The organism is Kineococcus deserti (assembly GCF_050871945.1).
GTDB lineage: Bacteria > Actinomycetota > Actinomycetes > Actinomycetales > Kineococcaceae > Kineococcus.
Map to the genome: position 1 here is coordinate 15,127 of NZ_JBJLSI010000002.1, position 13,846 is coordinate 28,972.

General features: G+C 71.8%; 12 protein-coding genes and 2 tRNA genes. 6 read left to right on the plus strand and 8 right to left on the minus strand.

All coding sequences use genetic code 11. From position 1 onward, the window contains the following. Positions 1-26: 26 nt before the first annotated feature. Positions 27-1,109, minus strand: a complete 1,083-nt coding sequence (locus tag ACRYR2_RS02040; RefSeq protein ID WP_432561156.1) for an inositol-3-phosphate synthase — start codon at positions 1,107-1,109, stop codon at positions 27-29. Continuing rightward, complete coding sequence (locus ACRYR2_RS02045) at positions 1,109-1,684, minus strand: PadR family transcriptional regulator (protein ID WP_432561157.1); 576 nt, start codon at positions 1,682-1,684, stop codon at positions 1,109-1,111. The genes ACRYR2_RS02040 and ACRYR2_RS02045 overlap by 1 nt, the downstream gene beginning before the upstream one ends. Positions 1,685-1,825: 141 nt before the next feature. Here ACRYR2_RS02045 and ACRYR2_RS02050 point away from each other — a divergent pair, with 141 nt between their 5' ends. From ACRYR2_RS02050 to ACRYR2_RS02065, 4 genes are all read left to right on the plus strand, one after another. Beyond that, entirely contained in the window at positions 1,826-2,254 is a 429-nt protein-coding gene (locus ACRYR2_RS02050; RefSeq protein ID WP_432561158.1) for a MarR family winged helix-turn-helix transcriptional regulator, read from the plus strand. A gap of 173 nt (positions 2,255-2,427) precedes the next feature. Continuing rightward, positions 2,428-2,892, plus strand: a complete 465-nt coding sequence (locus ACRYR2_RS02055) for a MarR family winged helix-turn-helix transcriptional regulator (RefSeq protein WP_432561159.1) — start codon at positions 2,428-2,430, stop codon at positions 2,890-2,892. A 50-nt stretch (positions 2,893-2,942) separates the two neighbouring features. Continuing rightward, positions 2,943-5,492, plus strand: a complete 2,550-nt coding sequence (locus tag ACRYR2_RS02060) for an MFS transporter (protein WP_459115341.1) — start codon at positions 2,943-2,945, stop codon at positions 5,490-5,492. Positions 5,493-5,533: 41 nt separating this feature from the next. Continuing rightward, the gene (locus ACRYR2_RS02065) at positions 5,534-6,337 is read left to right on the plus strand and encodes a YceI family protein (RefSeq protein ID WP_432561369.1); all 804 of its coding nucleotides are present in this window, start codon (positions 5,534-5,536) and stop codon (positions 6,335-6,337) included. Positions 6,338-6,499: 162 nt separating this feature from the next. Here ACRYR2_RS02065 and clpX read toward each other — a convergent pair whose 3' ends face one another. The 5 genes from clpX to ACRYR2_RS02090 form a co-directional block, all read right to left on the minus strand. Then, positions 6,500-7,789 carry an ATP-dependent Clp protease ATP-binding subunit ClpX gene (gene clpX, locus ACRYR2_RS02070; protein ID WP_432561161.1) on the minus strand — a complete coding sequence of 430 codons (1,290 nt, stop codon included), beginning with the start codon at positions 7,787-7,789 and terminating at the stop codon, positions 6,500-6,502. Between the two features lie 242 nt (positions 7,790-8,031). After that, positions 8,032-8,685 (minus strand): ATP-dependent Clp protease proteolytic subunit, encoded by a 654-nt coding sequence (locus ACRYR2_RS02075; RefSeq protein ID WP_432561162.1) that lies wholly within the window; start codon positions 8,683-8,685, stop codon positions 8,032-8,034. 43 nt (positions 8,686-8,728) lie between these two features. Next, a complete protein-coding gene (locus ACRYR2_RS02080; protein ID WP_432561370.1) occupies positions 8,729-9,304 on the minus strand; it encodes an ATP-dependent Clp protease proteolytic subunit in 576 nt (191 codons plus the stop codon). Positions 9,305-9,552: 248 nt separating this feature from the next. Continuing rightward, positions 9,553-10,977, minus strand: coding sequence for a trigger factor (tig, locus tag ACRYR2_RS02085; RefSeq protein ID WP_432561163.1), 1,425 nt, complete (start codon positions 10,975-10,977; stop codon positions 9,553-9,555). A 155-nt stretch (positions 10,978-11,132) separates the two neighbouring features. Then, positions 11,133-11,206 (minus strand) — tRNA-Pro (locus tag ACRYR2_RS02090). 114 nt (positions 11,207-11,320) lie between these two features. Between ACRYR2_RS02090 and ACRYR2_RS02095 the strand changes: the two genes are divergently transcribed. Further along, positions 11,321-11,394, plus strand: a tRNA-Gly gene (locus ACRYR2_RS02095). 58 nt (positions 11,395-11,452) lie between these two features. After that, complete coding sequence (locus tag ACRYR2_RS02100; RefSeq protein ID WP_432561164.1) at positions 11,453-12,673, plus strand: glycerate kinase; 1,221 nt, start codon at positions 11,453-11,455, stop codon at positions 12,671-12,673. Here ACRYR2_RS02100 and ACRYR2_RS02105 read toward each other — a convergent pair. Next, on the minus strand, positions 12,670-13,767 hold the full coding sequence (locus ACRYR2_RS02105; protein ID WP_432561165.1) for a PP2C family protein-serine/threonine phosphatase: 1,098 nt from the start codon (positions 13,765-13,767) through the stop codon (positions 12,670-12,672). The genes ACRYR2_RS02100 and ACRYR2_RS02105 overlap by 4 nt on opposite strands. Positions 13,768-13,846: the final 79 nt, after the last annotated feature.

A 13,846-nucleotide genomic window follows, 5' to 3' on the forward strand; every position in this document is an offset into this window, starting at 1 on the left:
AATCCTCGATCGCCTCGGGATTCCGGTCAGCGGTCGACGGTGCCCGCGATGAAGGCCTCGACGCCGGCGCGGCCGGCCTCGTCGTCGCGCTGCTGCGGCGGGGACTTCATGAAGTACGCCGACGGGGACAGCAGCGGGCCGCCGATGCCGCGGTCCAGGCCGATCTTGGCGGCGCGGACGGCGTCGATGATGACGCCGGCGGAGTTCGGGGAGTCCCAGACCTCGAGCTTGTACTCCAGGTTCAGCGGGACGTCGCCGAACGCCTTGCCCTCCAGCCGGACGTAGGCCCACTTGCGGTCGTCGAGCCACTGCACGTAGTCGCTGGGGCCGATGTGCACGTTGCGGGTGCCGAAGTCGGCCTGCACGTTGGACGTGACGGCCTGGGTCTTGGAGATCTTCTTCGACTCCAGCCGGTCGCGCTCCAGCATGTTCTTGAAGTCCATGTTGCCGCCCACGTTCAGCTGGTAGGTGCGCTCCAGCTTGATGCCGCGGTCCTCGAGCAGCTTGGCGAGCACCCGGTGGGTGATGGTCGCGCCGACCTGGGACTTGATGTCGTCGCCGACGATGGGCACGCCGGCGTCGGTGAACTTCTGCGCCCACTCGGGGGTGCCGGCGATGAAGACGGGCAGCGCGTTGACGAACGCGACCTTCGCGTCGATGGCGCACTGGGCGTAGAACATCGCCGCGTCCTCGGACCCGACGGGCAGGTAGCACACGAGCACGTCGGCCTCCGCCTCGCGCAGCGCCGCGACGACGTCGACCGGGTCGGCGCTCGATTCGCTGATCGTCTCGCGGTAGTACTTGCCCAGGCCGTCGAGGGTGTGCCCGCGCTGGACCGTCACGCCGGTGGAGGGGACGTCGCAGATCTTGATCGTGTTGTTCTCCGACGCGCCGATGGCGTCGGCGAGGTCGAGGCCGACCTTCTTGTCGTCGACGTCGAACGCGGCGACGAACTCGATGTCGCGCACGTGGTAGTCGCCGAACCGGACGTGCATGAGACCCGGGACGGACTGGGTCGGGTCGGCGTCGCGGTAGTAGTGGACGCCCTGGACCAGGGACGCGGCGCAGTTGCCGACGCCGACGATCGCGACGCGGATGGGACCTGCCATCAGAGTTCCTCCTGGGGAAGGGTGCGGGGAGCGTGTTCGGCGTTGATGAGGCGTTCGAGCCAGTCGACCTCGCTGCGCACGGTCTCCACACCGTGCCGCTGGGCCTCGAGGGCGTAGAAGTCGAGCTGGGCCTGGGTGCGGTCGATGGAGCGGTTCATCTGCTCGAGGCGTTCGAGCAGCCGGGCGCGGCGGCCCTCCAGGATCCGCAACCGGGTGCGCGGGGCGACCTTGGCGAAGAGGGCGAAGTGGACCCCGAAGGCGTCGTCCTCCCACGCCTCGGGCCCGGACTCCTCGAGAAGCTGCGCGAGCCGGTCGCGGCCGTGCGCGGTGATCTCGTAGACGACCCGGGCGCGTTTGGGGCTGATGGTGCCGGGGAGCCGGTCCTCGGTGGTCTCGGTGATGCAGCCGCCGGCCTGCAACGCCCGCAGGGCCGGGTAGAGCGTTCCGTACGACAGCGCACGGAAGACGCCGAGCCGTTGGTCCAGGCGCTTGCGCACCTCGTAGCCGTGCATCGGCCCGTCCGCCAGCAACGCCAGCACGGCCAGCAGCAGCACGTCACCCCGCTTGCGGACCACGACGCCTCCTCCAACTCGATGCATCGGTTCGATGCATCTGGCCGCGACAGTACGGGCAAGATCGCGCTGCAGACAACCCCGCCCCGCCGATGCGACAGATGTCCGTCACCCGTCGATCGCGGAGCCGGGTAGGTTCCTGGGATGGTCACCGGTCCTGCCGAAGCACTGGAACGCGAGCTCGCTGTCCTGCTGCGGCGCTCACGCGCCATCAACCGCGAGACGGCACGCAGCGTGCACCCCGACCTGGAACCGGAGGCCTACAGCCTGCTGGTGCGCCTCGACGACGTCGGGGAGACCCGCCCCTCGGACCTGGCTTCGTTCTTCGGCATCGGCAAGCCCACGCTGTCGCGCCAGGTCCAGCTGCTCGAACGGCTCGGGCTGGTCAGCCGCGAGGCCGACCCGACCGACGGCCGCGCCGTCCGGCTGACCCTGTCCCCCGACGGCCTGGAGAAGGTGCACGCGGCCCGCGCCGCCCGCCGGCAGCGCCTGCACGCCCGCCTCGACGACTGGTCCGAGGACGACATGACCCAGCTCGCCACCCTGCTGAACCGGCTGAACTCGGTGATCTGACCCACCCGCGCCGCCGCCCCCCTTCCGGCGCGCGGTGACCTCGCGCCCGATGAACGAGCGCGAGGTCACCGCGCGCCGTTCGCGTGTCCGGGCCCTGCCCGGCTCGCGGGTTGCATGGAGCAACCATCCAAATTAGGTTGCTTGCACACACCAACCCGGTTCCGGAGGTGCCCATGGTCACAGCTCACGCGTGCGCGGCCCTCGTCGACGTCTTCCCGGACCTGCTCCGGGCGCGGCGGGCGCTGGTCGCGACGCCGAACACCCCGGCGGTCGCGACCCTCGCGACCGTCCACCAGCGCGGCTCCCTGCGCCTGACCGAGGTCGCCGAGCACCTCTCGCTGGACCTGTCGACCGTCAGCCGGCAGGTGGCGCACCTGCGGCGGAAGGGACTGCTGACCGCCTGCCCCGACCCCGACGACGGCCGCTCCCAGCGGCTCAGCGTCACCGAGGCGGGCGTCGAGGAACTGCGCGCCTTCCGCCGGGCCTGCGTCGACAAGCTCGTGGAGGGGCTCGGCGACTGGCGCGACGACGAGGTCGGCGACCTCACCCGGCTCCTCGGGAAACTCGCCAGGACAGCGGCAGCGTCGCCGGCAACCGCCACCACGGAAGAGGTCGACCAGTTGCAGGCCAACGCATGAGCACCACCACCCCCGTCCCGGCGCAGCACGCCACCGACGCCGCCCCGAAGATGTCCCACCAGGAGGTGCTCGAGGCGCTGTCGGGCCTGCTGCTCGGCATGTTCGTCGCGATCCTGTCCTCGACGGTCGTCTCCAACGCGCTGCCGACCATCGTCAACGACCTCGGCGGCAGCGAGTCCAGCTACACCTGGGTCGTCACCGCCGCCCTGCTGGCCACCACCATCTCGACCCCGATCTGGGGCAAGCTGTCCGACCTCTTCTCCAAGAAGCTGCTCGTGCAGATCGCCCTGGGCCTGTTCGTCGTCAGCTCCGCGATCGCCGGGCTGTCCACGAACATGGGGATGCTCATCACCCTGCGCGTGTTCCAGGGCCTCGGCGGCGGCGGCCTGCTGGCGCTGGCCCAGGTCATCCTGGCCACGATGGTCAGCCCGCGTGAGCGGGGCCGCTACTCCGGCTACCTCGGCGCGACCTTCGCCCTGGCGACCGTCGGCGGGCCGCTCATCGGCGGGGTCCTGACCGAGCACGCCTCGTGGCACTGGTGCTTCTACGTCGGCGTCCCGTTCGCCGTCGTGGCCTTCGTCGTCCTGCAGTTCAAGCTCAAGCTGCCGCCGCAGCCGCGGCGCGCGGTCTCGATCGACTACCTCGGCGCGTTCCTCATCGCCGCGGGCGTCTCGGCCCTGCTCATCTGGGTGTCGCTGGCCGGCGACCGCTTCGACTGGGCCTCCTGGCAGACCGCGGCCCTGGTGGCCGGGGGCCTGGTGCTGCTGGCCCTGGCGGTCCTGGCCGAGCACCGGGCCGCCGAGCCCATCGTCCCCCTGCGGTTCTTCCGCAACCCGACGATCGCGCTGTCGGCCGGGGCGAGCCTGTTCGTCGGCGTCGCCATGTTCGGCGCCACGATCTTCCTCAGCCAGTACTTCCAGCTGGGCCGGCACGAGTCCCCGACCACGGCCGGGATCATGACCATCCCGATGATCGTCGGCCTGTTCGTCTCCTCCACGGTGGCCGGCCAGTTCATCACCCGCACCGGCCGCTGGAAGGGCTGGCTGGTCGCCGGCGGCGTCCTGCTCGTCGCGGGCCTGCTCCTCATGGGCACCATCGGCTACGACACGAACTACTGGATCGTCGCGCCGTACATGGCCCTCATCGGCCTGGGCGTCGGCATGATGATGCAGAACCTCGTCCTCGCCGTGCAGAACGTCGCCGAACCGCGGGACCTAGGTTCGGCCAGCTCCTTCGTCGCCTTCGCCCGCACCCTCGGCGGCGCGATCGGCGTGTCCGCGCTCGGCGCCGTCCTCGGCCACCGCGTCACCGGCTACGTCGAGGACGGCATCGCCTCCTCCGGCGCCGACCCGGCCGCCGCGGCCTCGGCCCTGGGTGGCGCCTCCTCGGGCATCCCGGACCTGGACACGATCGCCGAGCCCTTCCGCACGGTCGTCCAGTCCGCCTACGGCTCGGCCATCGCCGACGTCTTCCTCATCGCCGCGCCCTTCGCGCTGGTGGCGCTGGTCACGACGTTCTTCTTCACCGAGCGCACGCTGCGCGGTGGTGACGGGGGTGGGCACGACAACACGTCCGTGGCCGGGCAGGATGCTGCCCAGGCGCCCGCGACCACCGCGGCCGTCGCAGACGAGGGATCCGCGAACGGTGCTGCTGCTCCGGTCGGGACGACCGACGGTGCTGTGCACCCCGACCGGGAGGAGTCGCCCCGCGTGCCCGCCCAGACCATCCGCACCGACACCGGGCTGAACCTGTCCGGCACCGTGCGCCACCACGACCGGCCGCTGCCCGGCGCGGTCGTGACCCTGGCCGACCAGGCCGGTCAGCAGGTCGCCCGCACCACCACCGGCGCGGACGGCCGCTACACGCTGGGGCTGCCGACCGGGGGCACCTACCTGCTCATCGTGGCCGCCTCGCACGTGGCGCCGTCGGCGACCCTCGTCGGCGTCGGCGACTCCTCCGTCACCCGCGACGTCGTCCTGTCCGGTCGCTCGGCCGTGACCGGCCGGGTGCTGGCCCACGACGTGCAGACCGACGGCACCTCGTGCGGGGTCCAGGGCGCGCTCGTGACCCTCACCGACGTCACCGGCGAGGTCGTCGGCTCCACCCGCACCGACGGCGGCGGCGGTTACGCGTTCGACCAGCTCATGGGCGGCGCCTACGTGCTCACCGCGCAGAGCGAGGCGCACCGGCCGCTGGCCCGCAGCGTCGAGGTCCCCGACTCCGGTGCCCTGGCCTGCGACCTCGTCCTCACCGGCGGCGGACGGCTCACCGGCACGGTGGTGGCCGCCAGCGACGGCCGCGTGCTGCCCGAGGCCTCGGTGACCCTCGTCGACGCCGGCGGCGAGGTCGTCGGCTCGGTGGTCACCGGCCCCGACGGCAGCTACTCCTTCGAGGACCTCGGTGGTGGGCACTACACGCTGACCGCCGCCGGGTTCGCCCCGGTCGCCACGACGGTCGACATCGAGGAGGACACCGTGTCCGCCGCACAGATCACCCTCGGCTCGGGCCCCGGGCGGGGCACCGCCCCGCGCACCCTGGACCTGACGCAGTTCGAGACCGGCGTCGACGCCACCGTCGACTCCCGGGCGGAGCAGCGGTGAGCCACGACCCCGGGGCCGAGGTCGTGGGCCGGGAGACCCAGGTGAGCGGCACCACCGGCGAGGGCCGGGTGCTGACCCGCGAGGGATGGCCGGTGACCGGCGCCTCGGTGACCCTGCTGGGCGCCGACGGCTCGCAGGTGGCCCGCGCGGTGACCGGCGGCGACGGGTCCTTCGCCCTGCTCGGCGTGCCCGCGGGAGCGGCGACGATGCTCGTGGCCGCCCCGGCGCACGAGCCGCGCGCCACCAGCGTCGTCGTGCCCCAGGGTGCCTGGCGCATCGGCGAGGTGCGGCTGCGCCGCCAGGGTGGCACCGACGTGCCGCCGCCCGGGATCTGGGCCGTCGACGTGGCGCACTCGACGATCTCGGCGACGGCCCACCACCTCGGCCTGTCCGCGGTGCACGGCCGGTTCACCGAGTTCTCCGGGGTCATCACCGTCCCCGAGGACGTGACGAGGGCGAGCGTGGAGGTGTCGATCGACGCCACCTCGATCGACACGGGCAACGCGATGCGCGACGAGCACCTGCGCTCGCCCGACTTCCTCGACACGGCCAGGTACCCGACGCTGACGTTCCGCGCCTCGGGCGTCCAGCGCGGCGGCGACGGCTGGGTGCTGGCCGGGGACCTGACGCTGCTGGCCACGACCCGACCGGTGACGCTGCAGCTGACCTACGCCGGCAGCGGCCCGGACCCGTGGGGCGGGACCCGCGCGGCGTTCTCGGCCACGACCGAGCTGCACCGCGACGACTTCAAGATGAACTGGAACCAGGCCGTCGGCATCGGCGTGGCCGTGTTCGGCACCACGCTGAAGGTCCAGATCGACGTCGAGGCCGTCCTGCAGCAGTAGCCCCTCCCCTCCCGCGATCAAGGATTCGACCCCGGCGATCGAGGATTCGCACATCCTCGATCGCCGGGGTCGAATCCTTGATCGTCGGGTGGTCGGGAATGCGGAAGGGCCCCGCACCTCGGTGAGGTGCGGGGCCCTCGCGCGTGGCGCAGGCCGTCGGCGTCAGGCCGACTTCTCGCGGCGCTCGCGCGGCTTGCGGGCCGGGGCCTCGCGCGGGACGAGGGTCGGGTTGACGTTCTTCAGCACGACCTCGCGGGTCACCACGACCCGGGCGATGTCGTCACGGCTGGGCACGTCGAACATCACCGGGAGCAGGACCTCCTCGATGATCGCGCGCAGGCCGCGGGCGCCGGTCCCCCGCAGGATGGCCTGGTCGGCCACCGCTTCGAGGGCGTCGTCGGTGAACTCCAGCTCGACGCCGTCGAGCTCGAACATCCGCTGGTACTGCTTGGCCAGCGCGTTGCGCGGCTGGGTGAGGATCTGGACCAGCGCGTCCCGGTCGAGGTTCTCCACCGTCGTGATGACCGGCAGGCGCCCGATGAACTCGGGGATCAGCCCGAACTTCATGAGGTCCTCGGGCATGACGTCGGCGAACGTCGGCTCGGCCTTCTTCTCGGTCGTCGAGCGCAGCTGGGCGCCGAAGCCGAGGCCCTGCTTGCCCGAGCGGGCCTCGATGATGCGGTCCAGCCCGGCGAAGGCGCCGCCCACGATGAACAGCACGTTCGTCGTGTCGATCTGGATGAACTCCTGGTGCGGGTGCTTGCGGCCACCCTGCGGCGGGACGCTCGCGGTCGTGCCCTCGAGGATCTTCAGCAGCGCCTGCTGGACGCCCTCCCCCGACACGTCGCGCGTGATGGAGGGGTTCTCGGACTTGCGGGCGATCTTGTCGACCTCGTCGATGTAGATGATCCCCGTCTCGGCCTTCTTGACGTCGTAGTCAGCGGCCTGGATGAGCTTGAGGAGGATGTTCTCGACGTCCTCGCCGACGTAGCCGGCCTCGGTCAGGGCCGTGGCGTCGGCGATCGCGAACGGGACGTTGAGCATCTTCGCCAGCGTCTGCGCGAGGTAGGTCTTGCCGCAGCCGGTCGGTCCGATCAGCAGGATGTTGGACTTGGAAATCTCGACGGAGTCCTCACGTCCCTTGGACGCGGACTCCCCCACCTGGATGCGCTTGTAGTGGTTGTAGACCGCCACCGCGAGCGACTTCTTGGCCGAGGACTGGCCGATGACGTACTGGTCGAGGAAGTCGAAGATCTCCTTCGGCTTGGGCAGCTCCACCAGGCCCAGGTCGTTGGCCTCGGCGAGCTCCTCCTCGATGATCTCGTTGCAGAGATCGATGCACTCGTCGCAGATGTAGACGCCAGGGCCCGCGATGAGCTTCTTGACCTGCTTCTGGCTCTTCCCGCAGAACGAGCACTTCAGCAGGTCGCCACCGTCACCGATGCGTGCCACCGACGATTCCTCTCCTCGTACTGCCGACTCGTACTTCCGAGTCCTGCTGACACGGCCCGGGGGCCGGCGAACCGACCTCGCTGTCGTGCCACGTGGACTGTCGCGTCACGTGTGCTCCACGCTACCCGCCCAGTCCACCTCGCCCGACTCATTAGACGCCCCCGGGGGACACGGTGCCAGACCGGCCCCCCGGGCGCTCCGCATCACGTCACGTAGTGCTGCACGTGGGTGACACTCCGTGTTCACAGCGAGGGCGCGGACGCCTTCCGGCTCGTCAGCACCTCGTCGATGAGGCCGTACTCGACGGCCTCGGTGGCGGTGAGGAACTTGTCGCGCTCGATGTCCTCGCGCACCTGGTCGGCGGTGCGGTTGGAGTGGAACGCGAGCGTGTTCTCCAGCCAGGACCGCATGCGCAGGATCTCGTTGGCCTGGATCTCCAGGTCCGAGGCCTGCCCGTAGTCACCGCCGGCCATGGCCGGCTGGTGGATGAGGATGCGCGAGTTCGGCAGCGCGAACCGCTTCCCCGGGGCGCCGGCACCCAGCAGGACCGCCGCGGCCGAGGCGGCCTGGCCCATGCAGTACGTCTGGATGTCGGGGCGGATGTACATCATCGTGTCGTAGATCGCCGTCAGGGCCGTGAAGGACCCGCCCGGGGAGTTGATGTACATGATGATGTCGCGCTCGGTGTCCTGGGACTCCAGGACGATGAGCTGGGCGATGATGTCGTCGGCCGAGGCGTCGTCCACCTGCACGCCGAGGAAGATGATCCGGTCCTCGAAGAGCTTGGTGTACGGGTCCGAGCGCTTCATCCCGTAGGACGTGCGCTCCTCGAACTGCGGCAGGACGTACCGGGCGGACTGGTCGTACGCCGGGCTGAGGCGGGACTGCGGGGTCATCGGGCGGTCTCCCATCTGGGCGGCGAACGGAGGACGGAACGGCTCACGCATCGGTGCCGCCCCCGCCCTCGACCTCGCTGGTGTGACCGACGACGTGGTCGATGAGCCCGTACTCCTTGGCTTCCTGCGCCGAGAACCAGCGGTCGCGGTCGGAGTCGCGGGTGATCGTCTCGAACGTCTGGCCCGAGTGCTGCGCGATGAGCTCGGCCATCTGCTTCTTCGTCGCGATGATCTGCTCGGCCAGGATCTTGATGTCGCTGGCCGAACCGCCCAGACCGCCCAGCGGCTGGTGCATCATGATCTTCGCGTGCGGCAGCGCCGAGCGCTTGCCCGCGGCGCCCGCGCAGAGCAGGAACTGCCCCATCGAGGCCGCCATGCCGGTGGCGATCGTCGCCACGTCCGGCTTGATGTACTGCATGGTGTCGTAGATCGACATGCCCGCGGACACCGAGCCGCCGGGCGAGTTGATGTACATGAAGATGTCCGCGTCCGGGTCCTCGGCGGCGAGCAGCAGCAGCTGCGCGCAGATCGCGTTCGCCATGTCGTCCCGGACCTCGGAACCCAGCCAGATGATCCGCTGCTGCAGCAGACGCTGGTAGACGTTGTCGTCCAGGCCCATCCCCGGCGCGCCCGGCGTCCGGGCCTGCTGCGGCGTCACCAGTCCCGGTGCGCTCAAGATCTCGCTCACGCTGTTCCCTGGCCCTCTCCTGGCGTCGACCACCCACCCCGGACGGATCCGGGAGGGTCCGGCGGATGCTCCGCCGATCTCGATCGACCCTAACGCGCAGGTCCCGACGACCATGTCGGGGCCTGGCCCTTTTCGCTGTGGGCGCACCGGGAACAACGCTGCGCCCACAGCGTCCGGGATCAGCTCTTGGACTCGTCCTGCGCGGCCTGCTCGGCCGCGGCCTGCTCGTCCTCGCCGGTCGGGTCGACGGTCTCGCCGGCCTCGGTGGCGGGCGACTCGACCGTCTCGGCGGTCTCCTCGCCCGTCGCGGTCTCCTCGGCGGCCTCGTCCTCGGCGCCGCCGACGAGCTCCTCGAGGTCCACCGCGTTGCCGGAGGCGTCGGTCACGGTCGCCTTCTCCATGGCGACGGCCAGCGCCTTGCGGCGACGGACCTCACCGACCATGGCCGGGACCTGGCCCGCGCCGTCGACCATCTGCACGAACTGGTTGGGGTCCATGCCGTACTGCTGGGCCTGGCCGACCAGGTACTCGATGAGCTCGCCCTGCTCGACACCGATCTCATCGCGGTCGGCGAGGGCGTCCAGCAGCAGCTGGCTGCGGATGGCCTGCTCGGTCGACTCGGCGATCTCGGCGCGGTGCTCGGCGTCCTCGAGACGGTTCTCGCGCTCGAGGTGGGCGTGGATCTCGGCCTCGACCAGCGACGCCGGGACCGGCACCTCGACGACCTCGAGCAGCTTCTCGAGGACCTTGTCGCGAGCCTGCAGGCCCTGCTCGAACTTCTTGGACTGCTCGACCTGCTTGAGCAGGTCGGCCTTGAGCTCCTCGAGGGTGTCGAACTCGCTCGCCAGCTGGGCGAAGTCGTCGTCGGCCTCGGGCAGCTGACGCTCCTTGACCGACTGCACGGTCACGGTGATCTGCGCGTCCTCGCCCTTGCGGTCGCCGCCGGCCAGCGGCGCGGTGAACGTCGTGGTGCCCTCGGCGGCCACACCGGTCAGCGCCTCGTCCAGGCCCTCGATCATGTTGCCCTGGCCGATGCGGTAGCTGATGCCCTTGGCGGTCTCGATCTCCTCGCCGTCGATCTCGGCGTGCAGGTCGATCGAGACGAAGTCGCCGTCGGCGGCGGCGCGGTCGACGCCGACGAGGGTGCCGAAGCGCTCGCGCAGCGCGTCCAGGCGGGTGCCGACCTCCTCCTCGGGGACCTGCAGGTCGTCGACCGTGACGGTGATCGTCTCCAGGTCGGGCAGCTCGAGGGTCGGGCGGACGTCGACCTCGACGGAGAACTTGAGGTCACCGCCGTCCTTGGGGTCCGGCGCCTGCGAGACGTCGACGGTCGGCTGCCCCAGGGGCAGGTAGTCCGAGGCGTCGACGGCCTGCTGGTAGAACTTCGGCAGCGCGTCGTTGACGGCTTCCTCGAGCACGACGGCGCGGCCGAAGCGCTGGTCGATGACCCGCGCGGGCACCTTGCCCTTGCGGAAGCCCGGGACCTGGACCTGACCGGCGATCGACTTGTAGGCCTTGTCGAGACTCGGCTTCAGTTCGTCGTAGCCGACCTCGACAGTGAACTTCACCCGGGTCGGGTTGAGGGTCTCGACGTCGCTCTTCACAGCGGGGATCTCCTGGAGTCTCTCCGCGTCGTGCGGAGTCGTGGTCAGGCGTGCGGTACGCCGGGGCAGCCCCGACGCACCGCGAAAGCGTAGCCGTCCGCGACGGGGCCCTTCTCTGCGCGACCGTCACGTGCTGCGCGACGGCCGCGTGTCCGTCGGGGTACCCGGATTCGAACCGGGGGCCTTCCGCTCCCAAAGCGGACGCGCTACCAAGCTGCGCCACACCCCGCGCACCACCCGTGGGCGGTACAGGGAGCAGGCTACCGCCCGAGACCCGGTACGCTGTTCCCCGAGTCGCGATCAGGGCTGCGGTGCTGGTGCACAGCGGTCCCTCGTGCCTCACGCGGGCGTAGCTCAATGGTAGAGCCCTAGTCTTCCAAACTAGCTACGCGGGTTCGATTCCCGTCGCCCGCTCCACCGGCAGCGGCCGGCTCCCCCGGGGAGCCGGCCGCTTCGTCGTGAGAGGGTCCGGGCCATGCCGTCGACGTCGCCGACCTCGCCCGCCTTCCACGTCGTCGTGGCCCCGGACAAGTTCAAGGGCTCCCTCACCGCCGGCGAGGTGGCGCAGGTCGTGGCGGAGAACTTCGTCGAGGGCTTCAGCGCCGGCTACCACCGCACGCGCCTGGACGCGGGGGCGGAGTCCGTGGGGATGACGGTGGCCTGGACCGTGCTGCCCGTCGCCGACGGCGGGGAGGGCACCGTCGAGGCGGCGCTGCGCTCGGCCGGCTTCCGCGCCGTCGCCACGCGCGTGCCGGGCCCGACCGGCGAGAGCGTGGAGGCGACGTTCGCCCGCGACGGCGACGTCGCCCTCGTGGAGATGGCGCAGGCCTCGGGGCTGGACCGGCTGCCCGGCGGCACCCCCGCCCCGCTGACCGCGACGACCCGCGGCACCGGCGCCCTCATCCGCTCGGCCCTGGACTTCGGCGCCCGCGAGATCGTGCTGGCCGTGGGCGGCAGCGCCACGACGGACGGCGGGGCCGGGATCCTCACCGCACTGGGCGCCCGACTGCTCGACGCGGCCGGCCACGACCTGCCCGACGGCGGGGCCGCGCTGCTGGACCTGGAGCGCATCGACCTCTCCGGACTGGACCCGCGGGTGCGCTCGGTCACCTGGACCCTGGCGGCCGACGTGGACAACCCGCTGCTCGGCGAGCGCGGAGCGGCCGCCGTCTTCGGCCCGCAGAAGGGCGCCTCCCCCGCCGACGTGGACCTGCTGGACCGGGCCCTGACGCGGTTCGCCGACGTGCTGGCGGCCCAGACGGGCCAGGACGCGCGCGCGGTCCCCGGCGCGGGTGCGGCCGGTGGGGTCGGGTTCCTGGCCCTGGGCCTGCTCGGGGCGACCCGCCGTCCCGGCATCGAGGTCGTGCTGGACCTGGCGAACTGGCGGGAGCGCACGCGCGACGCCGACCTGGTCATCACCGGCGAGGGCAGCTTCGACGAGCAGTCCCTCGGCGGGAAGACGCCCGTGGGGGTCGCCGCCGCGGCCGCGCGGATCCCGGCGCCGGTGGTCGTGCTCAGCGGCCGGCGCACGCTGGAGGAGGCCGCCTGGCGGGCCGCGGGCTTCGCCGACGCCCGCGCGCTGACCGACGTGGAACCGGACCCCCGCGTGTGCCTGCGGGACGCGCACCGGCTCCTGGCCGGCCTGGCCCGCGACCTCGGCGCCGAGCACGGCGCGAGGGCCGCGACCGGACGTTAGTCGCGCCAGAGCAGCAGGGCGGTCCGGTCGTCGGCCTCGCCGGGGGCGACGTCGTCGACCAGGCCCGGCAGCGCGCCCGGGCGGTCGGCCGGAGCCAGGGCCACCAGCCGTCCGACGAGCGAGCCGATGCCCTCCCCGAGGTCGACGTCGCGCTGCTCGACCACCCCGTCGGAGTAGACCAGCAGGGCGTCACCGTGCTCCAGGGTCGTCGTGACCGAGGGGAAGTCGGCCTCGGGCACGACCCCCAGCAGCGGGCCGGAGGCGGCGTCGAGCAGTTCGGGCGCCTCGCCGGCGCGGGCGTGGATGGCGGGCGGGTGCCCGGCCGAGGACACCGTCACCTTGCCGGAGGTGAGGTCGACGGCCACGTGGACGGCGGTGGCGAACCCCTCGGACCAGTTCTGCCGCAGCACGTAGCGGTTGGCCGCGGGGAGGAACTCGTGCGCCGGCAGGGCGCCGAGCAGTCCGCCGAGGGCGCCGGACAGCAGCAGACCGCGGCTGCCGGCGTCCTGCCCCTTGCCCGAGACGTCGACGAGGGCGACCTCCAGCCGCTCCCGCGCGGAGCACAGCGACGACAGCAGCACGTCGCCGGAGAACGCGTCACCGTGGGCCGGGCGCAGCAGGCCTTCGACGTGCCAGTCCGCCGGCAGCGCGGGCAGCTCGCTCTGGGCCAGCAGCCGGTCGCGCAGCTCGACAAGCATCGCCTCGCCGAGGTACCCGGTCAGGCCGAGCTGGTCGCGGCCGCGGGCGAACAGCAGCGCCATCGCCACCGTCACGGCGAGCACGACGACCAGGCTCGGGCTGACCGCGCGGTCTCCCGCCCGGAAGACCACCGACAGGACCAGCGATCCGCAGATCACCGCGGCCAGCACGAGCATCGGCCGCAGCCGCAGCACGAGGGCCCCGACGAGCACGGCCGGGACGAAGGCCGTCAGCGGCACCCAGTAGGTGACGACCGACCCGACGGCGACGGCGAGGACGGCCGCGGACAGGACCGCGAGCGCGGGGCCCTGCGGTGGCCGGACGAGCAGCCGGCGCAGGCCGGCCCGCCGGGCGGCGTCGAGCGGGAGGAGGTGGTGGTCCTTGCTCCGCCGCATCCGCCCACCCTAGACGTCACCCTCCGTAGTTGGAAACGACGGGATGTGACCACCGGGCCGGCGACCGGTGCCCCGGCGG

Bases quoted from the DNA above. Each gene is read 5' to 3' on its own strand.
- ACRYR2_RS02055 (WP_432561159.1), top strand. From the start codon at position 2,428: ATGGTCACAGCTCACGCGTGCGCGGCCCTCGTCGACGTCTTCCCGGAC.
- ACRYR2_RS02050 (WP_432561158.1), top strand. From the start codon at position 1,826: ATGGTCACCGGTCCTGCCGAAGCACTGGAACGCGAGCTCGCTGTCCTG.
- ACRYR2_RS02100 (WP_432561164.1), top strand. From the start codon at position 11,453: ATGCCGTCGACGTCGCCGACCTCGCCCGCCTTCCACGTCGTCGTGGCC.
- ACRYR2_RS02075 (WP_432561162.1), bottom strand. From the start codon at position 8,685: ATGACCCCGCAGTCCCGCCTCAGCCCGGCGTACGACCAGTCCGCCCGG.
- ACRYR2_RS02080 (WP_432561370.1), bottom strand. From the start codon at position 9,304: ATGGGCCTGGACGACAACGTCTACCAGCGTCTGCTGCAGCAGCGGATC.
- ACRYR2_RS02040 (WP_432561156.1), bottom strand. From the start codon at position 1,109: ATGGCAGGTCCCATCCGCGTCGCGATCGTCGGCGTCGGCAACTGCGCC.
- ACRYR2_RS02105 (WP_432561165.1), bottom strand. From the start codon at position 13,767: ATGCGGCGGAGCAAGGACCACCACCTCCTCCCGCTCGACGCCGCCCGG.
- ACRYR2_RS02060 (WP_459115341.1), top strand. From the start codon at position 2,943: ATGTCCCACCAGGAGGTGCTCGAGGCGCTGTCGGGCCTGCTGCTCGGC.